This is a genomic window from Microvirga sp. HS2 (assembly GCF_055792805.1).
This window is the reverse complement of sequence record NZ_JBVVAJ010000007.1, coordinates 172565-197069: the sequence shown is the minus strand read 5'-3', so window position 1 is coordinate 197069 and position 24505 is coordinate 172565. Positions and strand designations below refer to the sequence as shown.

The following is a 24505-nucleotide window of genomic DNA, read 5'->3' as shown; positions in this document are numbered from 1 at the left end:
TTTGACAGACAATCACACCAGTGCAGAAATGGTGGGTGAACGACTGCGTGAGGTGATTTTGCGCGGCGAGCTTCATCCTGGAGAAAAGCTGCATCAGAATCGTTTGGCTGAGCAGCTCGGTGTCTCGCGAACACCACTGCGCACTGCGCTTGCCGCGCTCGCTGATTCCGGTCTCGTCGTGTATGAAAGCAATTGTGGATACAGGGTCCGAGAGTTCTCGCCCGAACAGATCCGCGGAGCCTTTATCGTGCGCGCGGAACTTGAGGCTCTCGCCTGTACACTCGCTGCACCTAACATGAACGATGCCTTGGCGCAGCAATTGTTCGACCTCGTTTCAGAGGGCGATCGCCTGCTCGCTGAAGGGCAGCTTCTCGAAGAGAATCACGCTCCATACCGTGACATGAATGTGAGCTTCCATAAGCTGATCCAAACGATTGCGGGAAATCCGTGGATCGCGGATTTCGTTGCGCGCCTGCATAATGTGCCGCTGACGTCGGACCGCATCATCTTGTGGGAGCACTGGAAAATTATTCATCGCTCTCACGACGACCATCGCCGAATTGCCGAGGCGCTGTCGCGTGGCAACGGCATTCGCGCCGGGTCCATCATGCGGGAGCATGTGCTCTTTGCAATGGATTATCTCTTGAGTCAGCTGAACAGCCAGCCTGGAACCATGCTGCGCATCCTGCCTGAGCGGCCGAAATCCCACACCCGAAAAGCATCAAAAAGGAAGCCTTGATGACGATGAGACTTTTCCACTCCCCTGCGTCCCCATATGTCCGCAAGGTCATGGTGACCGCTTACGAGCGAGGTGTTGAAGATCAGGTTGAGATCCTTGGCTCGGCCGCCGGTCCGATCAAACGGGACCCCGAAATCGTCAAGCACAATTCGTCCGGCAAGGTTCCCTGCGCTTTGCTGGAGAATGATTTACCGTTGTTCGATAGCCGTGTGATCTGTGCTTACGTCGATTCGCTCGCACCTTCGGAAGGAACGGTATATCCGCAAGGAGCCGATCGTTTCGAAGTGCTGACGCTTGAGGCGCATGGAGATGCCATCCTCGACGCTTGTCTTCTGTGTCGCTACGAAACGGTCCTACGCCCTGCAAGTCTACGCTGGGACGAGTGGTATGCCGGTCAGATGGCGAAGGTCGATTCGGGCCTGGATGATCTGGAAGGCAAGTGGTTTGGGAAAGTATCGAGTGCGTTCCATGCAGGATCGATCGCGGCCGCCTGTGCTCTCGGTTATCTCGACTTCCGCTTTCCGGATAAGGACTGGAGAAGCAGCCATCCCAATCTCGCCGCATGGTTTGCGACGGTTTCGGAGCGGCGCTCAATGCAAGAAACCCTCCCGAGAGGATAATCGTATTGGGAGGTATCATTTGGCCCGTCCGCTTTACGGGCGGGCCTAGTTGCAACGCGCAGGCGGCTCACCTTGCATCTATGTATCTCAGCGTCGCCGTTGGAGCGGGATTGTTAGATGTAATAGGAGGAGCAAGAGGTTATCGGAAACATCCTCACGCATAGACCTTACTTGCCGGCGCTCACCGCACTTCCGCTGAGGCGTTCGACAAAGTAGACTTCATTATGGGTCGCAACGTAGAGATCACCCTCGACGGTAACCCAGCCACGGAACATGCCATCTGTATTGTACGGCGCCACGATGTTACCCATTGCGTCGATTGCCGCGAGGCCAGCTCCGATCTTATAGGGAGCCAGATCGCCCATAACGACCTTGTCGGCCGCTTTCTCAAGCGTCTCGCCAAGATAACGCATCCGACTGGCGATCTCGTGACCGACCACATGCCGGATGAAATACTCCCCTTTCCCGGTACCGGACACCGCACAGGCTCCATCACGCGCATAGGTCCCCGCCCCGATAATGGGCGAGTCCCCTACACGCCCGGCGGGCTTGTTGGTGAAGCTGCCTGTGGAAGTAGCGGCAGCGAGATGCCCATCGGCATCGAGTGCGACCGCGCCGACCGTGCCGTGTTTTTCCGCTTCGCTGCACTTAACGACGTCCCCGCCTGTTCATGTGCCTTCATGGAAGCAAGCGCTTCGCGGCGGCGCTCGGTGGTGAAGTAGGCGGGACTGACAATCTCCAGGCCCTGCTCCTGAGCAAAAGTGTCAGCCGCGCTTCCCGCGAGAAGAACGCTTTCGCCACGCTCCATCAGGGCGCGCGCTGCCTTGACAGGGTTACGAATTCGCCGTGCAGCACAAACCGCTCCGGCCCCCAGGGTAGCGCCGTCCATCACAGCAGCATCGAGCTCGTGCTCACCATTGGTATTGAGAGCCGCCCCGTGCCCCGCATTAAAATGGGGCGAATCTTCCATGACAATGACCGCCGCCTCTACGGCATCAAGGGCGCTGGCGCCGGCAGCCAACTTCGACCAGGCGATACGCAAGGCTTGAGCCAAATCGGCGCGCGCTTCGCTCCATTCCGCCTCAGTCAGGTTGAGCTTCGCCATAACGCCACAGCCGCCGTGAATGGCAATTGCGAAATGAGTCATCGGTTTCCTCTTCATACATCTGTCTTGGTAAGCTCGATAGAACCTTCATTCATTTCAGCCCCTAGAGCCATTTCCGGCTATTCCGAGTCAGAGGGGATTCCGCTCTGAGGCCTGATGTGGCCTGCTGGCTTCCAGACATGGAGGCACGGCATGGCACGCGCTTACAGTCAGGATCTGCGGGATCGCGTGATCAAGACAGCCCTGGGTGGCGTCTCAGTGCGGTAGGCCGCCGCCCGCTATGGCGTTGGCGCCTCAACCGCCATTCTGTGGGTGCGCCGCGCCCGATCTGGCGAGGTGAAGGCTCGCCGGCAGGGTCAACCCAAGGGCTCCAAGCTCGATGCGCATGCCGCCTTTCTTCTGGAGTTGATCGGCGCCTCCTCGCATATCAGTCTTCACGAGATGCAGGCCCGCTTAAGGGAGGAGCGCGGCGTCTCAGCCGGCATCGGTACGCTCTGGCGCTTCTTCCACGCGCGGGCGATCACAGTCAAAAAAAACCGCGCACGCCTGCGAGCGCGACCGGCCCGACGTCAGAGCCGCGCGCGGGGCCTGGTTTGACGGTCAGCTTGATCTCGACCTGGAGCGGCTGGTGTTCATCGATGAGACCAGCGCCTCGACGAAAATGGCTCGCCTGTATGGACGCTGCGCGCGAGGGCAGCGCCTGCGGGTTGGCATTCCACACGGGCATTGGAAGACCACCCCCTTTGTAGCCGGTCTGCGCCTGAGCGGCTTCACCGCGCCCATGGTACTGGATGGACCGATGACAGGCCCGTGGTTTGCGGCTTATGTCGAGCAGGTCCTGGTGCCGGCCCTCCGACCGGGCGACGTGGTGATCCTGGACAACCTGCCGCCGCACAAGAGTGCGGCCGTTCGAGAGCGTGTCGAGGCAACAGGCGCCACGCTAAAGCGCCTGCCGCCGTATTCGCCCGACTTCAACCCGATTGAGAATGCCTTTGCCAAGCTCAAGGCGCTGCTGCGCAAGGCAGCAGCCCGCACGAAAGAAACACTCTGGCAGACCATCGGCGAGCTGCTGGACGAGTTCTCGTCTGAGGAATGCGCCAACTACTTCAGGGCCGCCGGATATGAACCGGAGTAAGCGGAAATGGCTCTAGATCTGTTTCCCCAGGCTTGGATTCAGCTCTTCTCTTTGCTCCTGGCGCATTCTCCGACAATGAACTGGATCCCTTTTCCGAAGAGCCTTGAGATAGCGCGGCAGTCTGTGAGGCCTTCCGTGCATCAAGGGGTTCTGAGGTAAAACGCTCTGCGACAACACTCATGTGGTTGATACTAAGGCACCGTTTATAGAACGTCATAACCTCGTAGACGCCATAAACGGACAAAAGCGGCATGTCGAAGAACCGGCCAAGCAGTAGCAGGAGGACGGGTGCGTGGGTCGAGAGCGACCATACGCTTTCTAAAACGTTCGGCACGACGATGAGCCATCGTGCCGAACATCCTCAGGCATTATCTCGCGCGAAACGTGCCACATCGGCATGCGTGGCGAACCACACATCAGCGCGGCTCTTCATGTGAGCAATCAGTTCTTCAAGAATGAAGATTCGCGAGCGATAGGTGATGACATGAGGATGCATGGTCAGTAGGAACAGACCACCTTCCTCATACGCCCGGTCGAATTCACGGCGGAAGATGTCCAGCACTGCAGTCGGCGGCGTATAGGGACGCAACGCCGAGTGACGGTTCATGTTGAAGTACACTGCATCGTCACGGATCCATTCCACGGGTAGTTCAACGATGCCTGTCGGCTCACCACCTTCAAGAATTTCGTAAGGATCATCGTCCGCCATGAGCGAGGAGTCGTAGATGAGGCCGATGGACTCGCCGCCATCCCGCAGCTCATTCGTCTCGTGGTCGCTGTCGAACGAGAGAGCCACCGCGCACCGCGCTCCGTTCTTCCAGGATTGAGGCTTCAGAGAGCGGCCGGCGCGGACCTTGTGGACCTTCCTGCGCCAGACGTCATCCGGCCATTGCCATGGTTCCATCATTTTCTCCATTCGAGATACAGTATAGCGATCGGAATTATGCGAGGTGGCAAGCGGCAGCGCGCCCGGACGCAAGCGATGCCAGAGTCGGACGCTCGCTCCGGCACCGGTCGATGCTCAACGGGCAGCGGGCGTGAAAACGGCAGCCGGGTGGCGGCGATAACGGACAAGGCAACTCGCCCTCGATAGGTTTAAACTGAACGTCGACATCATCGTCGATGACGAGTTTCGGCACGCTATCGAGCAAGGCCCGCGTATAAGGGTGCCGAGGATCACTATAGACCTGCTGCGTCGGTCCCTGCTCGACGATGCGGCCGAGATACATGATTGCGATCCTGTCGCACAAATGGCGGACGACGCCGAGATCGTGCGAGATGAAGAGGAGCGTGAGATTGAGTTCCCGCCGCAGCTTGAGGAACAGATTGATGATCTGTGCCTGGATCGAAACATCAAGGGAAGCGACCGGCTCGTCGCAGAAGAGAACCTCCGACTTCATTGCCAAGGCACGCGCAATGGCGATGCGCTGCCGCTGGCCTCCGGAAAACTGGTGCGGATAGCGCATTACGTAATCAGCATCAAGGCCGACGGCAGTAAGCCAGTACTTTACATACTCTAACGCATCGTTCTTCGTGATCAAGCCGTGGGCAACTGGCCCCTCGGCCAAGGCCTCTCCTATGCGCATTCGAGGGTCCAGAGACGCGAACGGGTCTTGAAACACCATCTGAACCCGGGTTGTCGTTTTCAGCGAGCGCTTGCCCGCCGACATAACCGGCTGGCCATTCAACCGGATCTCTCCTTCCGTGGGTGGCAGGATGCCCGCAATGATGCGCCCGAGAGTAGACTTTCCACAGCCGGACTCGCCCACCAAGCCAACCGCCTCTCCTTTTTCAGGACGAGATCGATCTCATCGACCGCACGGACTGCACGCCTCTCGGGAGCGCTCCCAAGTGCAGCCGCGATCCTGTCGCTGAGCGTGAGTTGCGGCGTGAAGCGCTTGCTGAACATAGATACGGAGAGATATGGTTCCATGATTAAACCTCCGCGCCCAGCGGATAATGGCACCGATATTCCCGTTGGCCGTCCCTATGGACTTGCGACCAGTTTTCTCGGCGATCCCGGAACGATCTCGCTGCGAATGTCGAGTTATCTTGCTGTGATGGAGAACATCCTCGAAAGCCTTTATCGCGGGGCTTCCGCCGCATTGTTATCGTGAATGGTCATGGCGGCAATACGCCCGTGGCAGCCTTCATCTCGGAATGGATGGATCGGCGCCGCGACGCACGTGTGAAATTCCACGATTGGTGGCGTGCGCCTCGTGTCTGGTCCAAGGTCACGGAAGTCGACCCGGCCGCCTCGTGGATGGAGAATTTTCCCTGGACTCGGCTTGCCGGCGTTACCGTGCCCACGGAGCGCAAACCGCCCGTAGATTTTACGCGTCTCGCCATGTCGAACCCTACCGAGAAGCGAGCTCTTCTGGGTAATAGAAACTATCACGGTCTCTATCAGCGGCCGGATGAAGACATGATGGCGATCTGGTCGGTCGCCGTCGAAGAAACGCGCGATCTTATCGCTTCGAATTGGCCCTGAAGCCGATGTGACAGGACGAAATCATGCTAGGATTTCTCATCCAAAGGCTGGCGCAGGCGCTCATCGTTATGCTGGCGATGTCGGGCCTGGTCTTCATTGGCGTCTTTGCCATCGGCAATCCGATCGCCTCCATCGTGACTGCCTGGGCGATGCTCAAGGATAAGGTAACGATCACTCCGCGTTCAGGTGAAGGCACATTGGCGATGAACATCAAGCCGGTGAAGTAACGCTCTTCTATCAAGGGCTGAAGTGGCTCGCGAACTGTACCGTTTGCGAGCCACTGAAGGCAGGCGGTGGCAGGCCCAACTTTGCCAGAATGGCTGCGCACTGCAATCGAAGCGAGCCGATACCGCCACCGGGTCGGATGAATATACCCGCACTCGTGGTGTTTCGCTATTTCAACAATCATTGCATTGGAACAGATACGATCCGGACAAATCGGATCAACTCACATTGAGGCGTGTCGGCTTGCGATGCGTCGCATGAAGGCCAATCGGGGGCAGAATTTGGCACTTCAAAAACCCTCTATACGTTAAAAGCTCGTAGGAGCATTTTCAATTATGTTCCTGCTGTTTATTGAGAGTAGTTTGTTCAGCATCAGTAGCTTAAGTAAGCTCAATCTCAGCGAACGGTTGCCATTGCTAACGAGTGGTTGCCCGGCATAGAAAAGGTGGGAGCGCTTAATGCTGCTGCGGTAGAATACCAGCCGAATTTCCTATGCCACCTTATGGCTACGGATTTTGATCCCAAACGGGAAATCGATACAGCCCTCGAGAAGAAGGCCCAAGAAATCTTCAACGCTCGTAAGCAGTATGAGCAAACTATCACGCGCGATGATGTCCGTGCGTTGTATGAGGGATTCGACAAGGCCTGGAGTATCTATCCAGCAGAAATGAATACAGCCGTCGAGTTCTCCAGAAATTTTCAGGACTCGAAGGCATGGAGCCATAACATTTAGAAAGTGCAGCCTGCTTCATCTAACGTCCGCATAGCACTTGCAAATCTCGTACGTCTCAACGCAGACCTCTCAGCCGACGCACGAACAACGGCTGCGGCGGTCTACACTGCGATCCGAACCACGATCATCGCCATCCTGATCGGCGCAGCTTTGATGACCATTGCGATGTCAATATTGATCATTCGCAGCATCGTGCAAGGAATCACCGATGTGAATGCCCCGATGAGCGCGTTGGCAGCAGGCAATCTCTCAGCCTCAATTCCATTCTGAGGCCAGAAATCGAGATGGGCAGGATTACCGATGTCGTCCAGCTTTTCAAGGAGGCGTTGATTGCGAAGCGTGAAGCCGACGAAAAGGCTTCTCTCGAGGCTGACGCCAGGACATACCGGGCGCAGATGCTCGACAAGCTTACAAAGCGGCTTGAGGAGAATGTCTCCGTCCTGACGAATAACCTTTCCGCTTCGGCAATTGAGATGGAAGAGGCCGCCCGATCGATGGCGAGTGTCGCTGACCGGACCAATGGTCAAACCGTCACGGCAGCATCCGCCGCCGTGCAAACCTCCGCAAACGTCCAAAGCGACTGACGAGATTTCTGTTCAGATCGGATCGGTTCAGCAGGTCACGGAACACGCGGTCAGTGCGGTTGAGCAAATCGCTAGTACCATCACGAAAATGTCGCAGACATCGGTCTCGATTGCAGCTGCCATGGAAGAGCAGGAAGCTCCGCGGCGGAGGTTACCCGCAATGTGCAAGAGTCTGCCCGCGGCACGGAGCAGGTCACGGGAACTATCGCCGATGTGCGTCAGGGGGCCGGACGAGACCGGATCCGCTGCCTCCAAGGTGCAATCGGCGACTCAGGAACTGCGCGACAATCCTCCAACTTGGGGCAGGAGGTCAGCTCGTTCCTGCTTGGCGTCAAAGCAGCTTGAGGTGGGATAATCGGGCGATGCCGAGGCTCAAGGCGGTCTGCCTAGAGCCTCGACTACCTTTTATCACCGGCGCCATACGCAGCAAGCACATCCTTGTCGTTGTCAGATGGATCGCATGACGTTACCGCAAGCGTCTTACTATCGAACAGCACTGAAACAGCGGCCGGCTGCCGCCAGTGGTGCAGGCGCCGTCTTGACGCTCATGCACCGTTTAGATCAATGCGATCTCTTTGGCCTTACTCGCCGCTTCATTTCCTTGCGCCCCCTTCGCCAGAAGCGGCCGCGATGCTATTAGACACATTGCGGAGCATCGGCTGTCTCGGACCGTCCCTCGATCCCTTCATGGCAAGCCTGCTGCGAGGCGGCAGCGATGCCAAGGAAGGGCCTGGCATATTCTTCCCTGCGATTAGGAGGCCAGGCGTCTCCGATCCCTTTTCCCCGAAAGTACACATCTCTAGACAGGCAGCAGAAGCATCGTCACATTCGCGGAACAGGGCTGGGTATCGCTGTATGGACGAAGGCTGGCGATGTCTCATCCTTCGCATCGCGAGGTCAGCCGGGATAGTTCGCCGTTGGACCGAGTGTCCGCTTCGCTATACGCTCTATTTCTGATAAAGGCATTACGCACTATCTTCAGTAGCAGTGTCCCTAACCGGGACGACCCTCGTACCAGTGCGGCAGTTGATGGGAGGCAGCAATGGCGGACAGCGGCGTCGTGCGCGAGGGTGCATGCCGGTGCGGGCAGGTCAGGTTCCGGGTTGAAGGCTCCCCGATTATCACCATGGCCTGCCATTGCACCGGCTGTCAGCGTATGACCGCGAGTGCATTTTCCCTGAGCGCTCTATATCCGAGCGACAGCTTCAGGCTAATCCAGGGCGATCCGGTCATTGGCGGATTACATGGTGCAACTCGACACTACTTCTGCCCGCATTGCATGAGTTGGCTGTTCACTCGGCCCGAAGGCCTGGACGACTTCGTCAATATCCGCGCGACGATGCTAGACAATGCGAGGACGTTCATGCCATTCATCGAAACCTACACCAGCGAAGCACTACCCTGGGCCAGGACGCCTGCAGCCCACAGTTTCGAGCGTTTTCCTCCGTTGGAGCGCTATCCGGACCTGATGGCGGAGTTCGCAGAGCGGGACGATTTTTGATCGGCTCGCCAGCCCTTTGAGTCGCCACATCCCATTGCAGGCTGGGCTAACGACGTCCCGAAGGCACGACAGCCGTTGCCTCGATTTCGACAAGGGCTTTCTGCTCCACCAGTCGCACGACTTGAACCAGGGCCATCGCCGGATAATGCGTCCCGAACACGGCTTTATAGGCCCGACCCAGCTCACGCTGGTTAGCCAGGTAATCGTCGATATCGACCACATACCAAGTCAGCCGGATGACATGTTGGGGGCTCGCCCCGCCTTCCGCCAGAATGGCGCAGATGTTTTCCAACAACTGGCGCACCTGCGCAACGAGCCCCTCTGGAAACTCGCCAGCCTCGTTCCAGCCCACGATCCCGCCCGTCACGACGACCCGCCCTTCCGCCATCATCCCGTTCGAATAGCCCTTGGGAACCGGCCAATTTTTGGGCTGTAGAACCTCGACTCCATTATCGAAGTCTGATGTGGCTTGGGAACCTCTAGAGAGTGTCATTGGCAGTTCTCCTGGTAGCGCTCCAAGGCCGCGCGAAGATCGTCCGGAAGCGGAATGGATTGATGGATTTCAAGCGAAGTTGTTACGATGACGAGTTTCGCTAGGAACACTGGCTCCGAGCCACGGGAGCCATGGATACGAAGCTTAACAGATGACCGTCCTATGCGGTCAACCACGATGGCGAGTTCCAGCTTGTCTCCCATGAAGCTGGAATTGGAGAACTCGGCACCCGCGCTTACATATCCGAGGCCGACCCTGCGCCGCCCGGTCATCTCATGATAATCGATCTGCAGCTCTTGGCAGAACCAGTCCTCGATGACGCCATTGATGAGGTCGAAGTAACGCGCAAAATAAACGATCCCCGCTGGGTCGCAGTGGGAAAACCGGATGGGTACGATGGTTCTCCAGACCATTTCGCCGGGCGCATTATCCCGGGGCTTCGAGGATGCGCTATCCATGTCGCAAATCGCTAGCCGGCGAGCCTCCGGAGCGGACTTCCCTCAGCAGCTTGAGAAGCTCGCGCGCGATCACGATCTTCTGTACTTCCGTTGCGCCCTCATAGATTCGCAGCGCACGGTTCTCCCGATAGAGTTCCTCGACCTTCACGCCCTTTGTAACCCCAAGCCCTCCGAAGATCTGGACTGCTTTATCGATGACGCTTTGGGCGGCTTCGGTAGCGTGCATCTTGGCCATCGCAGCCTCCCGCGTCACCCGAGAAGCGCCCTGATCCTTCGTCCATGCTGCGCGGTAGACAAGAAGTGCTGCAGCGTCGACGTTTGTCGCCATGTCGGCCAAGGCAGCTTGCGTCATCTGGAGCTCCGCCAGCGGAGCTCCGAAGAGATGACGGGAGGAGGCGTGGCGTAAGGCCTCATCCAAGGCCCTGCGGGCAAATCCGAGCGATGCGGCTCCGACGGTTGCACGAAAGACGTCCAGAGTCGCCATGGCGACCTTAAAGCCTTCTCCTGGATTGCCGATCCGCTTCGTCAATGGAACTCTGCAGCCTTCGAATCGCAGTGTCGCGAGCGGATGCGGCGCGATGACGTCGATACGCTCTTCGATGATGAGACCGGGCGTGTCGGCATCGACCACATAAGCGGACAATCCCTTTGCGCCCGACGCCTCACCCGAGCGTGCAAAAACGATGTAGTAATCCGCAATCCCGCCATTGGAGATCCACGTCTTCAATCCATCGATCCGCACATGATCAGGACCATCCGGAACAGCGGTGGTGCTCATGGCGGCGACGTCCGAACCGGCCTCGGGCTCTGACAGGGCGAAGGCCGCAATGACCTCGCCTCGTGCCACCTTCGGCAGATACTGTCGCTTCACATCCTCGGAACCAAAAAGGCTGATAGGCCCGGAGCCAAGCCCCTGCATCGCAAAGGCGAAGTCCGCAAGTCCATCCTGGTAGGCCAGTGTTTCACGGGACAGGCAGAGCGTCCGCACGTCGAGAGTCGGATAGAGACCACCGTAGCATTCCGGGATAACGGCTCTCAGCCATCCATCCGCACCGAGCTCGCGCACAAGACGACGACACGATCCGTCCACGTCGTCATGGTCGACGAGGCTGTGAGATTCGGTTTCGGCCCAACTCCTCAGCGCCTCTGCATAGTGGCGATGACGATCGTCGAAGAAGGGCCACTTCAGAAATGTGGCGTCAATCATATCAGTCTCCCAGAAAGACTGGCTTTTCCTTCGCCGCAAAAGCCCTGTAGGCGCGGGCGAAGTCCTCCGTCGTCATGCACAGAGCCTGGGCGACGGCTTCCGCCTCGATCGCCTCCTCCACAGACATTGCCCATTCCATGGCCAACATGCGCTTGGTCATCGTATTGGCGTAGGTTGGCCCCAAACCAATCTCACGTGCCAAGATCTTCGCTTCGCGCAACAGCTCCGCCTCATCGACGATTCGGCTGAAGAAGCCCCATCGCTCACCTTCCTCGGCCCTCATGAACCGACCTGTGTAAAGAAGCTCCGAGGCCCTGCCCTGCCCGATCAGACGTGGCAGGATCGCGCAGGCACCCATGTCACAGCCAGCAAGCCCTACCTTGTTGAACAGGAAGGCTACCTTGGCGCTTGGCGCCGCGAGCCGCAGATCGGATGCCATGGCGACAATGGCTCCTGCACCGGCGCAGATCCCCTCGACAGCCGCAATCACAGGCTGTGGAGCGGCGCGCATGGCTTTCACCAGCTCGCCCGTCATGCGCGTGAAAGCCGTCAGGCTTTTCGTGTCCATTTCCACCAACGGACCGATAATTTCGAATACATCTCCACCTGAGGAAAAGTTGCCGCCGGCCCCTGTCACGATGATGGCCTTGACATCGTTGTCCTTCGCACAGGCCTGAAAGAAGTCCGTCAACTCGCGGTAGCTCTCGAATGTCAGTGGGTTCTTCTTCTCCGGACAGTTAAATGTGACTGTCGCGACCGGACCTTCCACCGAGAGAAGAAAGTGGCGAGGCGTATACTTGGAAAGGGGCAGTTGGACTGGATTGGCGAACTGCGTCACGAATGCACTCCCATGATGGCGTTTCTGGCGGAGAGTTTCGTCTTGGCGAGCAGGCGCATCAAATCCTTTTGCTCCTTCTGCGTGAGACCGCCGAAGATCTCTGCGATCCATGCCTCGTGCTCGGCAGCCATCGTGCGGAACTCCGCTCGACCGGCCGGTGTCAGGTTGATGATCTGAGCCCGCCGATCGACTGGTGAGACGCGGCGTTCGAGATGCCCGGAGGCAACCAGCCGATCGACCAAGCTGGTGAGATTGCCATTCGATACCATCATGCGCTTCGAGAGGTCCGAGAGCGTCATTCCATCCGAGGCCTTGTCGAGCTGAGCCATCAGATCAAAGCGGGGAAGCGTTACGTCGAACCGGTCCCGCAGACGGCGGCGAACCTCACCTTCGATCAGCGTGGAGCAGGTCAGCAGCCGCAGCCAGAGCCGAAGCTCGTCACGGTGATCCTCCGGCATCTCGATAGCCTTCGTCTCGGCATCAAGCGGGATTGTCTGGTTGCTCATGTCAGATCTCTCCACCAGCTACGGCAATGGCTTGGCCTGTAACGGAGCGAGCCCCCTCCCCGCATAGCCACAGAACTGCATCGGCAACTTCCGCTGGGCTGATCAGCCTTTGCTGAGGGTTATGCTTTATGAGTTCGTTCAGGGCCTGCTCGCGCGTTCTGCCCGTCTTCGCTACGATTTTTTGGAGACTCGCTGCAACGAGGTCTGTGTCGGTGAAGCCAGGGCAGACGGCATTGACCGTCACGCCCGTCGCCGCGGTTTCCAGCGCAAGCGCCCGCACGAAGCCGATGACCGCGTGCTTCGCCGCGCAATAGGCGCTCACGTAGGGATACCCTTTTAGGCCCGCTGTAGAGGCCACTGCGATGACACGCCCGAACTGCCTCTCGATCATGGAGCCGAGCACAGTATGGGTAATATTCGTGATGCCGAGCAAATTGACATCCAGCATCTGCCTGAACACATCCGGCGTGGATTTCAAGAAGGGAGCCGAAGCTGCCGATCCGGCATTGGCGATCATGATGTCGACAGGGCCATGCCAAGAGATCGCGGCCTGAACGGCGGCCTGAACGGCCGCCGGATCGGTGACATCGGCGACAGAGGCCGCATGGGCGTCGCCCTCCGAGACGGCGCGATCCAGAGTTGTCCGATCACGCCCGAGGATGGTGACCTTGGCCCCGGCCCCTACAAGCCCCTTGGCTATGGCCCGCCCTATGCCGCGCCCACCGCCTGTAACAAGGGCGTGGCGGCCCTGAAGAGGGTTCATGTCCATATCATTCCGCGGCGAGAGACTTATCGCCGGCCTCCATCTTCAATTCGGCCCGGGTCTTCGGCTTGGCCTTGATCTTCAGTTCTTCCAGGTCCTGCCGGTCACGAACACTGTTGCGGAAGATCTGATCCTTCCCGGAAAGGTACTGCGGCGGGCACGAGATGTCCTTCACGCCATACCAGGCCGCAGCCTTCATGGTGAAGAACGGGTCCGTCAGGTGCGGACGCGCCAGCGCAACCAGGTCCGCCCGCCCTGCCGCCAGAATGGTGTTGACCTGATCGGCCGTGGTGATGTTGCCGACGCACATGGTGGCGACCTGCGCCTCATTGCGCACCTGATCCGAGAACGGCGTCTGAAACATGCGTCCATAGATCGGCCGTGCCTCCCGCACCGTTTGTCCCGCTGAAACATCGACAAGGTCGACGCCATGCTCGGCAAAGGCGCGCGCGATCTCGACGGCATCCTCTCCCGTTATGCCGCCCTCGGCCCAGTCGGTGGCGGAAATGCGCACCGACATGGGTTTGTGCGCCGGCCAGACCTCCCGCATGGCGTCGAAAACCTCCAGCGGATAGCGCAGACGGCTCGCCAGGGAGCCGCCATATTCATCCGTGCGCCGGTTGGTGAGAGGGGAGATGAAGCTCGCCAGCAGGTAGCCGTGGGCGCAATGGAGCTCGAGCATGTCGAAACCTGCCCGGTCGCCCCGCTTCGCTGCCTCGACGAACTGCGCCTTGATGGTGTCCATGTCCGCACGGGTCACCTCCCGCGGCACCTGACTGTCCAGGAAATACGGAATCGGCGAGGCGGAGCAGATATCCCAGGCTCCGCTTTCGAGGGGGCGATCGATCCCTTCCCACATGAGCTTCGTGGCGCCCTTGCGGCCCGCGTGCCCGAGCTGCAGACAGAACTTGGCTGCGGAATTGCCATGGACGAAGTCGACAATGCGCTTCCAAGCGATCTCCTGCTCGTCGTTCCACAGACCCGCGCAACCGAGAGTGATGCGTGATTCGGGTGAGACGCACGTCATTTCGGTAAAAACTAGACCCGCGCCTCCTGTGGCACGCGAGCCATAGTGAACGAGATGCCAGTCGCCAGGAATACCCTCGTGAGCCGAATACATATCCATTGGAGAGACGACCACGCGGTTCGCGAGGGTCATGTCGCGCAGCCGGAACGGCTGGAACATCGGCACCTTCGGATTCTCAATGGAGACGTCGAACCCCTTGCCTCTCACCTGCTGCGCGAAGGTGCGATCCACGGCAGCGACAAAGTCCGGCGCACGCAGGCGCAGGTTGTCGTAGGTGATCGCCTTGGCACGGGTCATCACCCCAAAGGCGAACTGCACCGGGTCGAATTTCCAGAAGCGCGCGACATGCTCGAACCAGACGAGCGACACGTCAGCGGCGTGCTGGGTCTTCTCGACCTCCTCGCGCCGACCGGTCTCGTAGATGGACAAGGCCCGCTCGACATCGGAAGCGCGGCGGAAGGCTTCATAAAGGGCGATGGCGTCTTCCATGGCCAGTTTGGTGCCCGAGCCGATGGAGAAATGGGCCGACCCCTTGGCGTCTCCGAGCAGCACCTTGTTCCCCATGACCCAGCGCTTGTTGCGGATCATCGGGAAGTTGCGCCAAAGGGAGCGATTGGTGAGAATCTTGTGCCCATTCAGGAACCAGCCGAAGATCTGCTCCATGAGGGTCGCTGTTTCCTCCTCCGTTTTCTGCCCGAGCCCGGCGCGGTCGAAGGTTTCGGGATCCGTCTCAAAGACCCAGGTGGAGCGGTTCGCCTCGTACTGATAGGCATGGGCGATGAACGGTCCCCATTCCGTCTCCTGGAAGATGAAGGTGAAGGCATCGAGCGGGCGGGTCGACCCCATCCAGGCGAACTTGTTGGGCCTCAGATCCACCTCGGGCTGGAAGTGATCGGCATATCGGTCCCGGAAGCGGCTGTTGATGCCATCAGCGACGACAACGAGATCCGCATCGGCGAACAGGCTCTCGTCATCGACATCCACCTGATACCGCAGCCTGACGCCGAGCTCCTCTGCGCGGTCCCGCAGGATCAGCAGCAGCGTACGGCGCGAGCAACCGCAAAATCCATTGCCGCCGATGCGATGCTCGGTCCCTTTGAAATGGATCGCGATGTCGTCCCAATAGGCAAACTCGCGGGTGATCCTCTGGTAGCTCGGCAGATCGTACTTCTCGAAGCCGTCGAGGGTCGCATCGGAAAAGACGACGCCGAAGCCGAAGGTATCGTCGGCGCGATTGCGCTCATAGACCGTGATGTCCGCCCCCGGCTGGAGCTTCTTCATCAGAATGGCGAAATAGAGACCCGCAGGCCCTCCGCCGATGACCGCCGTTTTCATGCCAGACGCCTCCAAGGCAAGGTGTAATTATTTTAAGCATAAAATAATTACGAAGCAACTTCGGGGCAGCGATAAATGTGATCGATCCGGTCATATTTGCGCTTACGTTGCCGTTTTTCTTCTTCGACGCCATGTCGCGGCCACTCTCGTGGCCCAGGCACCGGACTGCCGTATCGTCACCAGGATGCGCCCCTCGGTTCTCACGTGGGGCGCAACTCCTCCGCGCGACGCGGCACCCTTCAGGAAACCATGGCCTCATGAGAGTGCTGCGTGGCCATCTGGCGAAGCTGGAACCGCTGCAGCTTGCCGGTCTGGGTGCGCGGAAGAGCGTCGACATATTCGATGAGGCGCGGATACTTGTAGGGCGCGATCTCCGCCTTCACGTGCTCCTGGAGCGCCTTCGTCAGGTCGGCGCTGGGGCTGGCGCCGGAACGCAGGACCACATAGGCCTTCACGACAGCTCCGCGCCCGTCGTCAGGCGCGCCCACCACGCCGCATTCGGCGACCGCCGGATGGGTGAGGAGCGCCGCCTCGACCTCCGGTCCCGCGATGTTGTAGCCCGCCGAGATGATCATGTCGTCGGAGCGCGCCTGATACCAAAAATAGCCATCCTCATCCATGAGGTAGGTGTCGCCGGTGACGTTCCAGCCGTCCTGCACGTAATTGCGCTGCCGCTCGTCGGCGAGATAGCGGCACCCGGTCGGACCGCGGACGGCGAGGCGGCCGATGCCGCCGGCGGGAAGGGTGCGCCCCTCGTCGTCGATGATCTTCGCCTCGTATCCGGGAACGGGCTTGCCGGTCGCTCCCGGACGGATCTCGTCCTCGGTCGCGGCGATGAAGATATGGAGCATCTCCGTCGCGCCGATTCCGTCCATCAGCTTGATGCTCGTTGCATCCCTCCAGCTGTCGAACGTGTCCTTGGGCAGCGGCTCTCCTGCAGAGACGCATTTCCGCAGCGAGGAGATATCGTGATGTTCCAGCTTGGCCAGCATGGCGCGATAGGCCGTCGGCGCCGTGAAGCAGATTGTGGCTTTGTAGTGCTCGATGGCCGGTAGGAGTTCGTTTGGCCCCGCCTTTTCCAAAAGAACGGTCGAGGCGCCGACCCGCAACGGGAACAGCACGATCCCGCCGAGCCCGAAAGTGAAGGCCAGGGGCGGCGAGCCGATGAAGCGGTCGGTCGCTTCGGGGCGCAGCACGTTGCGGGAATAGGCATCGCAGATCGCCAGCATGTCGCGATGGAAATGCATGGTGCCCTTCGGCTCGCCGGTGGTGCCGGACGTGAAGGCGATGAGGCACACGTCGTCCGCCGCCGTATCGACCGCGTCGAATTCGGGCGAAGCCTCGGCGATCAGAGCCTCGAGACCGTCGGCACGGTCCGAGCCCCAATACGCCACGTGCCGCAACTCCGGCGCCATGGTTCGCGCACGCTCCATCTCTTCTGAGAGGCGATGGTCGCACAGGGCAATGCCGATCCTGGCCTTGTTCAACGGATAGGCGATTTCCTTGGCGCGCAGCAGCGGCATGGTGGCGACGACCACGCCGCCCGCCTTCAGCACGGCGAGATAGGCCGCAACCATCATCGGGGTGTTGGCGGAGCGAAGCAGAACGCGATGGCCCGGCACGAGACCAAAGCGGCGAACCAGCACATTGCAGATCCGGTTCACGCGCTCCTGGAGCGCGCGGTAGCTGAGCGTCTCGGACGGGCTGATGAGGCAGGGCTCGTCGCCCCTGCCCTCATCGACCCAGCGGTCGAGGAAAGCCACGGCGCAATTCAGCCGCTCCGGGTATTGAAGTTCAGGACGAGTGAACAGGAGAGACGGCCATTGATCCCGAGGCGGAAGGTTGTCCCGTGTGAAGGTATCGACATGTGCCGTGTGCGCCATTGCTGCGTTTCCTCTGGTTTCGCCCGACCAACGAAGCGCCGCGAGGAGTGATGAGGCTTGGATCGACCTTTGTCGGGACAATGCGCAGCTTCACGATCACCAGAGCCTCGGCCGGGGTTCGCCGTTCAAGCCCCTCCTGCCACCTGCTTGTTGACCCAATAATTCGGGTGGCTTTCGTGCACATTTATTTAAAGCCTAAAATATTCCTTGGCAATCCCGGAGATCGAATCTACCATTCCTTTACTGTCGAAAACGGAGTATTCGGCAGGATCGTTTTGCGGCAGTATAGCGCCGACCTTCCGTCGAGGCGTCTGAACGTCCCGCCGGGAACAATGATGCAGCACGGCAAACGTGCGCAGGGAACAGCGACTCGGGAGACCATGATGAACGTGACGATCAAGACCCTTGGCTTGGCAGCGGCCGTGACGCTGGCCGCGGCGCCCGCCATGGCGCAGGAGAAGCTGAAGATCGGCCTGCTCCTGACCCTCTCCGGCCCCTCGGCCGTCCTCGGCCAGCACGCGCGGGACGGGTTCCAGCTCGCCGTGAAGGATCTCGGCGGCAAGCTGGGCGGACGGGATGTCGAAGTGATCGTCGTCGACGACGAGCTGAAGCCCGACGTCGCTGTCACGAAGGTCAAGGGGCTGCTGGAGCGCGACAAGGTCGATTTCGTCGTCGGCCCGATCTTCTCGAACGTGGCGGTCGCCACCCACAAGCCGATCGTCGATTCCAAGACGTTCTACATCAGCGTGAATGCCGGGCCATCGAACCTCGCCGGCAAGAGCTGCAACCCTTACTTCTTCGCCACCTCCTACCAGAACGACCAGAACCACGAGGTTCTCGGCAAGGTGGCCCAGGACCGCGGCTACAAGAAGGTTTATCTGCTCGCCCCGAACTACCAGGCGGGCAAGGATGCGCTCGCGGGCTTCAAGCGCCATTACAAGGGCGAGATCGTCGAGGAATCCTATGTTCCTCTCAACACCCTCGATTTCCAGTCGGAGCTCGCGAAGATCGCCTCCATGCAGCCCGACGCGATCTTCACCTTCATGCCGGGCGGCATGGGCGTGAACCTGGTCAAGCAGTATCGCGCCGCAGGCCTTGCCGACCGCATTCCGTTCCTGTCCGCCTTCACGGTCGACGAGACGAACCTGCCCGCGCAGCAGGACGCCGCCATCGGCATGCTCAGCGGCTCGAACTGGGCTCCCAACATGGACAATCCGGACAACAAGAAGTTCGTGAAGGCCTACGAGGCGGCCTACAACACGGTGCCGGCGTCCTACGCCATGCACGCCTATGACGCGGCCCTTCTCATCGACAGCGCCGTCAAGGCGACGGGCGGCAAGACCGACAACAAGGACGCCCTGCGCGCCGCGATCCAGAAGGCGGACTTCAAGTCGCTGCGCGGAGACTTCAAGTTCGGGACGAACGGCTTCCCGATCCAGGACTTCTACCTCGTGAAGGCCGCCAAGCGTCCGGACGGCAAGCTCGAGACGGAAGTGGTGGAAAAGGTGTTCGACGATTACACGGACGCCTATGCGAAGGAATGCACGCCCACGAACTGAGGCGCGAATGGATGGGCCTGTCTGCTCCGGGTGTCGCCTTCGAGCAGACAGGCCTTCCTCTTTCGCCCTATGAGCGTTCTTCTTTTCCGTGAGTGTCCGAGCGGGCGCTCGACCGATCCAGGCCTGCTGCCAACGAAGTGCCGATGACTGCAACATTCTTTGCGATTCAGGCTCTGAACGGCCTTCAATTCGGGCTCATCCTCTTTCTCATCGCCGCCGGGCTGACCCTCGTCTTCGGGGTGATGGACTTCATCAACCTCGCTCACGGCGTGCAGTACATGGTCGGAGCCTATCTGGTCGCCGCCTTCAGCGCCTGGACAGGCAGCTTCGGCTGGGGACTTCTGCTGGCGCTTCCGACCGCCCTCGCCTTCGGCCTCCTGCTCGAAGTCCTGATCTTCCGGCACCTCTACGACCGGGATCATCTCGATCAGGTCCTGGCGACCTTCGGCGTGATCCTGTTCCTGAACCAGGGCGTGAAATTCGTCTGGGGCGCAGCGCCGCTGAGCGTGCCCGTGCCGGAGATCCTGTCGGGATCCGTGGAGATCACGAACGGTCTTCTCTATCCGGTCTACCGCATCGCCATCATCGCGGCGGGCCTGCTCGTCGCGGCGCTCCTCTATGTCGTCGTCAGCCATACACGCGTCGGAATGCTGGTGCGCGCGGGCGCTACGAATGCCGCGATGGTGTCGGCGCTCGGCGTCAACATCCGGCGGCTCTTCATGATCGTGTTCGGCTTCGGGGCGATGCTCGCGGGCTTTGCCGGGGCGATGGTCGCGCCGATCCTCTCCGTGCAGCCCGGCACGGGCGACAACATCCTGATCCTCGCCTTCGTGGTGATCGTGATCGGCGGCATCGGCTCCATCCGCGGGGCCTTCCTGGCAGCCCTCCTGATCGGCCTCGTGGACACGCTCGGGCGCTCGTTCGCGCCCAACCTCCTGCGCCTCTTTCTCGACCCTTCGGCCGCGAGCCAGACCGGACGCGCGATCGCGCCGATGCTGATCTACATCTTCATGGCCGCCGTGCTGTTCTTCCGCCCCTCCGGCCTGTTCCCGGCGAAGCGATAAAGGCAGACCGATGACAGAACTGACCCATACCCGGTCTGCGTCCATGCCCTCCGCCCCTGCGCGGTTCGACCTTCTTCCCGTGGCGATCTTCGCGGCGTTCGCAGCAGCGCCCTTCCTCGCACCAGCATCCGGAGCGGAGGGCTATGTGCTCTCGCTCCTCACCCGCGTGATGATCTTCGGCATCGCGGCCATGTCGCTCGATCTCATTCTCGGCTACGGCGCGCTCGTGAGCTTCGGTCACGCGGCCTTCTTCGGCATCGGAGCCTATGCGGTGGGCATCCTGGCGAGCCACGGCACCGAGGATGCGCTCATTCAGGTTCCGGTCGCCCTGGCGGCGTCGGCGCTCTTCGCCGCGGTGACGGGCGCGATCTCCCTTCGGACAAAGGGGGTGTACTTCATCATGATCACCCTCGCCTTCGCGCAGATGCTCTACTTCCTGGCATCGTCGCTCGCCCCCTATGGCGGCGACGACGGCATGACGCTCCCGTCGCGCAGCCTCGTGGCCGGCGCGAACCTCCTGAAGAGCGACTATGCGCTCTACGGCGCGACGCTCGCCTGCCTTCTCGGCGTCTACATCCTCCTGAGGTCGATCGTGGCCTCCCGCTTCGGGCGTGTGCTACGCGGAACGAAGGAAAATATGACCCGCATGGAGGCCATCGGCTTCCAGCCCTTCTCCTTTCAGCTCACCGCCTACGTGATCAGCGGCATGATCGCGGGGCTGGCCGGATGCCTCCTGGCCAATCAGGCGGAATTCGTGAGCCCGGCCTTCATGACCTGGCAGCGCTCCGGCGAGCTGATCTTCATGGTCGTGCTCGGCGGGCTCGGCTCGCTTCATGGCGCGATCATCGGCGCGGCGGCCTTTCTCCTGATGGAGGAATTCCTGCCGGAAATCCTCCACGCGGCGGGTTTCTTCCTCAACGACGACCTCCGCTGGCGCCTGACGGAAAACTGGCAGATGGTCTTCGGCCCCATCCTGATCCTGATCGTGCTGTTCGCCCGTGGCGGCATCATGGGGCTCCTGCGGCGAGGCCGTCATGACTGAACCTCTTCTCGAACTGCGCGGCCTGAAGAAGACCTACGGGGCGTTCGTCGTCACCGACGACGTCGACCTCGCCGTTCGTCCCGGTGAGGTGCACGCCATCATCGGCCCCAACGGCGCTGGCAAGACGACGCTCATCCACCAGATCTCGGGCACGCTGAGATCGGATTCGGGACAGGTCCTGTTCGACGGCGAGGACGTCACCCGTCTGCCCATGCAGCAGCGGGTCCAGCGGGGGCTCGCCCGCTCGTTTCAGATCACATCCATCCTTCCCGCCTTCTCCGCCCTGGAGAACGTGGCGCTCGCCGTTCAGGCGCGCTCGGGATCGAGCTTCCGCTTCTTCGGGAACGCGGCACAGGAAAGACAGCTGAACGAAGCCGCCATGGAATATTTGAACATGGTCGGCCTCGGGCCCCGTGCGCGGATCGCGGCAGGCCTTCTGTCCCATGGCGAGAAGCGGCAGCTCGAGCTCGCCATCGGGCTCGCGACGCAGCCGAAGCTGCTTCTGCTCGACGAGCCGCTGGCGGGCACCGGCCACGAGGAATCCTTGCGCGTGGTGGAAACCCTGCAGCGGCTCAAGAGCCGCATCACCATCATGCTGATCGAGCACGACATGGATGCGGTCTTCTCCCTCGCGGACCGCGTCAGCGTTCTCGTCTACGGGCGCGTGATCGCCACCGATACGCCTGCGCGCATCAGGGCGAACGAGGAGGTCCGGGCCGCCTATCTGGGCGAGGAGGAGGTGGTCTAGTGCTGTCCGTCCGACATCTTCAGGCATCCTATGGTGCGGCCCAGGTCCTGTTCGACGTCTCTCTCGATGTCGGCGCCGGCGAGGTGGTGACGCTGCTCGGGCGCAACGGCATGGGCAAGACCACGACCATCAAGTCGATCATGGGTCTTCTGCGGCCGCGAGGCGGCGACATCCGGTTCGACGGAGCCGTCGTGACGGGGCTCGCGCCGTACAAGGTCGCGCAGACCGGCATCGGCCTCGTGCCGGAGGGGCGGCAGATCTTCCCGACGCTGACCGTCGAGGAGAACCTCGTTGCGACCGCCGCCGCGCGGAGAGGCGCGCGGCGCTGGAATCTGGACGCGGTGTATGATCTCTTTCCGCGCTTGAAGGAGCGCCGGACCAATCTCGGCACGCAGCTCTCCGGCGGCGAGCAGCAGATGCTGGCGGTCGGCCGGGCCCTCATGACGAACCCGAAGCTCCTCATTCTCGACGAGGCGACCGAAGGGCTCGCGCCCCTGATCCGCGCGGAAATCTGGTCGTGCCTCAAGCGCCTTCGCAGCGAGCGCCAGTCGATCCTGGTGATCGACAAGAACGTGGACGCGCTGACGAGCTTTGCCGACCGTCACGTGATCATCGAGAAGGGCCGCTCGGTCTGGACGGGCACGAGCGCGGAACTCGCCGCCGATCCCGGGATCAAGGAACGGTATCTGCACGTCTGAAAACTGTTGCAGGGAGCCTCTCCCTCGCGTTGGATGAGCGCCGGATGGCTCGATCTCTTGCTGGAGGGCGCATGCTCTATCGTGGAATGGACAGGACCGCGCTGGACGCGGCCTACGACAATCCCCGCGCCGTCGGGCTGCCCAGGCTGCAGGAGATGATGGCCGACTGGACGGCGCGCGGCAGGGACATCGCATCGTCCGGCCGCCTTACGGAAATCCGTTATGGCGAGGGAGAGCGCAACCGCATCGATGTTTTCGAGGCGTCCCGTGATTCAGGCTTCCAAGGCCGCGCGACGCTCGCCTTCATCCATGGCGGCTACTGGAGGAGCCAGGACAAGGAAACCTATCGCTTTCTCGCGAAGGGGGCTCTCGCGCGGGGATTGAACTTCGCGAACATCGAATACACCCTGGCGCCGCAGAAGACCATCGGCGGGATCGTCGAGGAGATCAGGGCGGCGATCGGCTGTCTCGACAGGCATCTCGCCCAGGCTGTTCCCGACCATGCGGTCCTCCACATCTCCGGCCACTCGGCCGGAGGGCATCTCGTGGCGATGAACCTCACCGAGAAAGGCGTTGCGAGCGGCACATCGATCAGCGGGATCTTCGATCTGGAGCCGATCAGCCTGAATTATCTCAACGAGGCGGTAAGGCTGACGCCCGACGATGTGGAGCAATACAGCCCGCAGCGCCGGGTTCCTGCCCCCACCCCGCCCCTCGTGATCACCTACGGCGGGAACGAGCTTCCGGAACTGCGCCGCCAGTCGGAGGATTTCCACGCCGCATGGACGGCCGGACGGCTCGAATCCTCTTTGGTTCCCCTGCCCGGGCACGATCATTTCAGCATCCTCGAGGAGCTTGCGGATCCGGACGGCGTGATCCTGAAGGAGATCGTCTCCCTCATGGCGCGAGGGCCTCTGGACTGACCGCGAGACCTTGATCCGCCTCGACCCACGGCGACCGAAACGAAACCAACATTCCTCTCCTGCGTTCCCCAGCCGTAGCAGTTCGAGTGCGTGAGGTGATGCGTATGCGGCGGTTCCTGCGTGACAACGGGCTATCGATAGCCCTGTTCAGCCTGTTCCTGGTCTCTCTCGTCGGCCAGGCGCTGACCGGATGGAGAACCTATATCGAGGAGCTGCGCCTTCACGATCAGCCTGCCATCGACCTGCTGACCTATCTCCGGAGCGGCCACTTCATCTCCGCCGTATTCGAGAACTGGGAGAGCGAGTTCCTCCAGATGGCGGCTTACGTGGTGCTCACCATTTTTCTGTTCCAGAAGGGCGCCTCGGAATCCAAGAAGCCGGACGAGGCGAATCCCGAAGACGAGTCTCCGTCCGCTCATCGCAGGGACCCGGATGCGCCCGGGCCCGTCCATCGCGGCGGCCTGCTGCTGAAGCTCTATTCCCACTCGCTCAGCCTGGCCCTGGTCGCGCTCTTCCTCGCATCCTTCTGGCTTCATCTGGCGGGGAGCACGCGCCGGATGAACGCGGAGGCGCTTCAGCACGGCCAGCCTCAGCAGACGCTGGTGGAGACCCTGGCGACGCCGGAATTCTGGTTCGAGAGCTTCCAGAACTGGCAGAGCGAGTTCCTGTCCATCGGCGTGCTGCTGGTGCTCGGCATCTTCCTGCGCGAGCGGGGATCGCCCGAGTCGAAGCCCGTCGCGGCCCCGCATACGATGACCGGGCACTAACTCATCAAGGGCGTTGAGGGAGCACAGGGCGGAATGGGAAACGTCCGATCACAGGGGATCG

General features: G+C 60.8%; 25 protein-coding genes and 2 pseudogenes. 15 read left to right on the top strand and 12 right to left on the bottom strand.

The window, feature by feature from the left end; translation table 11 throughout:
• Window position 1: 1 nt before the first annotated feature.
• Together ACS5Q0_RS09235 and ACS5Q0_RS09230 are read left to right on the top strand one after the other, a co-directional pair.
• Window positions 2–739 (top strand): GntR family transcriptional regulator, encoded by a 738-nt coding sequence (locus ACS5Q0_RS09235; RefSeq protein ID WP_473126317.1) that lies wholly within the window; start codon window positions 2–4, stop codon window positions 737–739.
• Entirely contained in the window at window positions 739–1359 is a 621-nt protein-coding gene (locus ACS5Q0_RS09230; RefSeq protein ID WP_473126316.1) for a glutathione S-transferase family protein, read from the top strand. Before ACS5Q0_RS09235 ends, ACS5Q0_RS09230 begins: the two co-directional genes overlap by 1 nt.
• A gap of 167 nt (window positions 1360–1526) precedes the next feature.
• On the opposite strand, the pseudogene ACS5Q0_RS09225 reads toward ACS5Q0_RS09230, so the two are convergent.
• A pseudogene (locus ACS5Q0_RS09225) lies at window positions 1527–2506 on the bottom strand (isoaspartyl peptidase/L-asparaginase family protein).
• Window positions 2507–2656: 150 nt separating this feature from the next.
• Between ACS5Q0_RS09225 and ACS5Q0_RS09220 the strand changes: the two are divergent.
• Window positions 2657–3599, top strand: a pseudogene (locus ACS5Q0_RS09220) (IS630 family transposase).
• Between the two features lie 361 nt (window positions 3600–3960).
• On the opposite strand, the gene ACS5Q0_RS09215 reads toward ACS5Q0_RS09220, so the two are convergent.
• Together ACS5Q0_RS09215 and ACS5Q0_RS09210 are read right to left on the bottom strand one after the other, a co-directional pair.
• Window positions 3961–4506, bottom strand: coding sequence for a polysaccharide deacetylase family protein (locus ACS5Q0_RS09215; RefSeq protein ID WP_473126342.1), 546 nt, complete (start codon window positions 4504–4506; stop codon window positions 3961–3963).
• 34 nt (window positions 4507–4540) lie between these two features.
• Entirely contained in the window at window positions 4541–5368 is an 828-nt protein-coding gene (locus tag ACS5Q0_RS09210; protein WP_473126341.1) for an ABC transporter ATP-binding protein, read from the bottom strand.
• A gap of 120 nt (window positions 5369–5488) precedes the next feature.
• On the opposite strand from ACS5Q0_RS09210, the gene ACS5Q0_RS09205 reads away from it, so the two are divergent.
• The 4 genes from ACS5Q0_RS09205 (at window position 5489) to ACS5Q0_RS09190 (ending at window position 7048) form a co-directional block, all read left to right on the top strand.
• On the top strand, window positions 5489–5716 hold the full coding sequence (locus tag ACS5Q0_RS09205; protein WP_473126315.1) for a hypothetical protein: 228 nt from the start codon (window positions 5489–5491) through the stop codon (window positions 5714–5716).
• Window positions 5717–5739: 23 nt separating this feature from the next.
• A complete protein-coding gene (locus ACS5Q0_RS09200; protein ID WP_473126314.1) occupies window positions 5740–6090 on the top strand; it encodes a hypothetical protein in 351 nt (116 codons plus the stop codon).
• A 23-nt stretch (window positions 6091–6113) separates the two neighbouring features.
• A complete protein-coding gene (locus tag ACS5Q0_RS09195; RefSeq protein WP_473126313.1) occupies window positions 6114–6317 on the top strand; it encodes a hypothetical protein in 204 nt (67 codons plus the stop codon).
• A 410-nt stretch (window positions 6318–6727) separates the two neighbouring features.
• On the top strand, window positions 6728–7048 hold the full coding sequence (locus ACS5Q0_RS09190; RefSeq protein ID WP_473126340.1) for an MCP four helix bundle domain-containing protein: 321 nt from the start codon (window positions 6728–6730) through the stop codon (window positions 7046–7048).
• A gap of 101 nt (window positions 7049–7149) precedes the next feature.
• Here ACS5Q0_RS09190 and ACS5Q0_RS09185 read toward each other — a convergent pair whose 3' ends face one another.
• Window positions 7150–7575, bottom strand: coding sequence for a hypothetical protein (locus tag ACS5Q0_RS09185; RefSeq protein WP_473126312.1), 426 nt, complete (start codon window positions 7573–7575; stop codon window positions 7150–7152).
• Window positions 7576–8674: 1099 nt separating this feature from the next.
• On the opposite strand from ACS5Q0_RS09185, the gene ACS5Q0_RS09180 reads away from it, so the two are divergent.
• Entirely contained in the window at window positions 8675–9133 is a 459-nt protein-coding gene (locus ACS5Q0_RS09180; protein WP_473126311.1) for a GFA family protein, read from the top strand.
• Between the two features lie 46 nt (window positions 9134–9179).
• On the opposite strand, the gene ACS5Q0_RS09175 is transcribed toward ACS5Q0_RS09180, so the two are convergent.
• From ACS5Q0_RS09175 to ACS5Q0_RS09140, 8 genes are all read right to left on the bottom strand, one after another.
• A complete protein-coding gene (locus ACS5Q0_RS09175; protein ID WP_473126310.1) occupies window positions 9180–9626 on the bottom strand; it encodes a RidA family protein in 447 nt (148 codons plus the stop codon).
• Window positions 9623–10084, bottom strand: a complete 462-nt coding sequence (locus ACS5Q0_RS09170) for an acyl-CoA thioesterase (RefSeq protein ID WP_473126309.1) — start codon at window positions 10082–10084, stop codon at window positions 9623–9625. Before ACS5Q0_RS09170 ends, ACS5Q0_RS09175 begins: the two co-directional genes overlap by 4 nt.
• The gene (locus ACS5Q0_RS09165; protein ID WP_473126308.1) at window positions 10077–11291 is read right to left on the bottom strand and encodes an acyl-CoA dehydrogenase family protein; all 1215 of its coding nucleotides are present in this window, start codon (window positions 11289–11291) and stop codon (window positions 10077–10079) included. Before ACS5Q0_RS09165 ends, ACS5Q0_RS09170 begins: the two co-directional genes overlap by 8 nt.
• Before the next feature lies 1 nt (window position 11292).
• Window positions 11293–12129, bottom strand: a complete 837-nt coding sequence (locus tag ACS5Q0_RS09160) for an enoyl-CoA hydratase family protein (protein ID WP_473126307.1) — start codon at window positions 12127–12129, stop codon at window positions 11293–11295.
• The gene (locus ACS5Q0_RS09155) at window positions 12126–12635 is read right to left on the bottom strand and encodes a MarR family winged helix-turn-helix transcriptional regulator (protein ID WP_473126306.1); all 510 of its coding nucleotides are present in this window, start codon (window positions 12633–12635) and stop codon (window positions 12126–12128) included. The genes ACS5Q0_RS09160 and ACS5Q0_RS09155 overlap by 4 nt, the downstream gene beginning before the upstream one ends.
• Before the next feature lies 1 nt (window position 12636).
• On the bottom strand, window positions 12637–13398 hold the full coding sequence (locus tag ACS5Q0_RS09150; RefSeq protein ID WP_473126305.1) for an SDR family NAD(P)-dependent oxidoreductase: 762 nt from the start codon (window positions 13396–13398) through the stop codon (window positions 12637–12639).
• 7 nt (window positions 13399–13405) lie between these two features.
• The gene (locus ACS5Q0_RS09145) at window positions 13406–15760 is read right to left on the bottom strand and encodes a bifunctional salicylyl-CoA 5-hydroxylase/oxidoreductase (protein ID WP_473126304.1); all 2355 of its coding nucleotides are present in this window, start codon (window positions 15758–15760) and stop codon (window positions 13406–13408) included.
• 239 nt (window positions 15761–15999) lie between these two features.
• Window positions 16000–17643: a benzoate-CoA ligase family protein gene (locus ACS5Q0_RS09140; RefSeq protein ID WP_473126303.1), complete on the bottom strand. Its 1644-nt coding sequence runs from the start codon at window positions 17641–17643 to the stop codon at window positions 16000–16002.
• A 383-nt stretch (window positions 17644–18026) separates the two neighbouring features.
• On the opposite strand from ACS5Q0_RS09140, the gene ACS5Q0_RS09135 reads away from it, so the two are divergent.
• The 7 genes from ACS5Q0_RS09135 (at window position 18027) to ACS5Q0_RS09105 (ending at window position 24444) form a co-directional block, all read left to right on the top strand.
• Entirely contained in the window at window positions 18027–19202 is a 1176-nt protein-coding gene (locus ACS5Q0_RS09135) for an ABC transporter substrate-binding protein (RefSeq protein WP_473126302.1), read from the top strand.
• 143 nt (window positions 19203–19345) lie between these two features.
• Entirely contained in the window at window positions 19346–20266 is a 921-nt protein-coding gene (locus ACS5Q0_RS09130; RefSeq protein ID WP_473126301.1) for a branched-chain amino acid ABC transporter permease, read from the top strand.
• A 10-nt stretch (window positions 20267–20276) separates the two neighbouring features.
• Window positions 20277–21308 (top strand): branched-chain amino acid ABC transporter permease, encoded by a 1032-nt coding sequence (locus ACS5Q0_RS09125; RefSeq protein ID WP_473126300.1) that lies wholly within the window; start codon window positions 20277–20279, stop codon window positions 21306–21308.
• Complete coding sequence (locus ACS5Q0_RS09120) at window positions 21301–22056, top strand: ABC transporter ATP-binding protein (protein ID WP_473126299.1); 756 nt, start codon at window positions 21301–21303, stop codon at window positions 22054–22056. Before ACS5Q0_RS09125 ends, ACS5Q0_RS09120 begins: the two co-directional genes overlap by 8 nt.
• Complete coding sequence (locus ACS5Q0_RS09115; protein ID WP_473126298.1) at window positions 22056–22754, top strand: ABC transporter ATP-binding protein; 699 nt, start codon at window positions 22056–22058, stop codon at window positions 22752–22754. Before ACS5Q0_RS09120 ends, ACS5Q0_RS09115 begins: the two co-directional genes overlap by 1 nt.
• A 71-nt stretch (window positions 22755–22825) precedes the next feature.
• Window positions 22826–23677 (top strand): alpha/beta hydrolase, encoded by an 852-nt coding sequence (locus ACS5Q0_RS09110; RefSeq protein WP_473126297.1) that lies wholly within the window; start codon window positions 22826–22828, stop codon window positions 23675–23677.
• 104 nt (window positions 23678–23781) lie between these two features.
• Window positions 23782–24444, top strand: coding sequence for a DUF6766 family protein (locus ACS5Q0_RS09105; RefSeq protein ID WP_473126296.1), 663 nt, complete (start codon window positions 23782–23784; stop codon window positions 24442–24444).
• Window positions 24445–24505 lie beyond the last annotated feature (61 nt).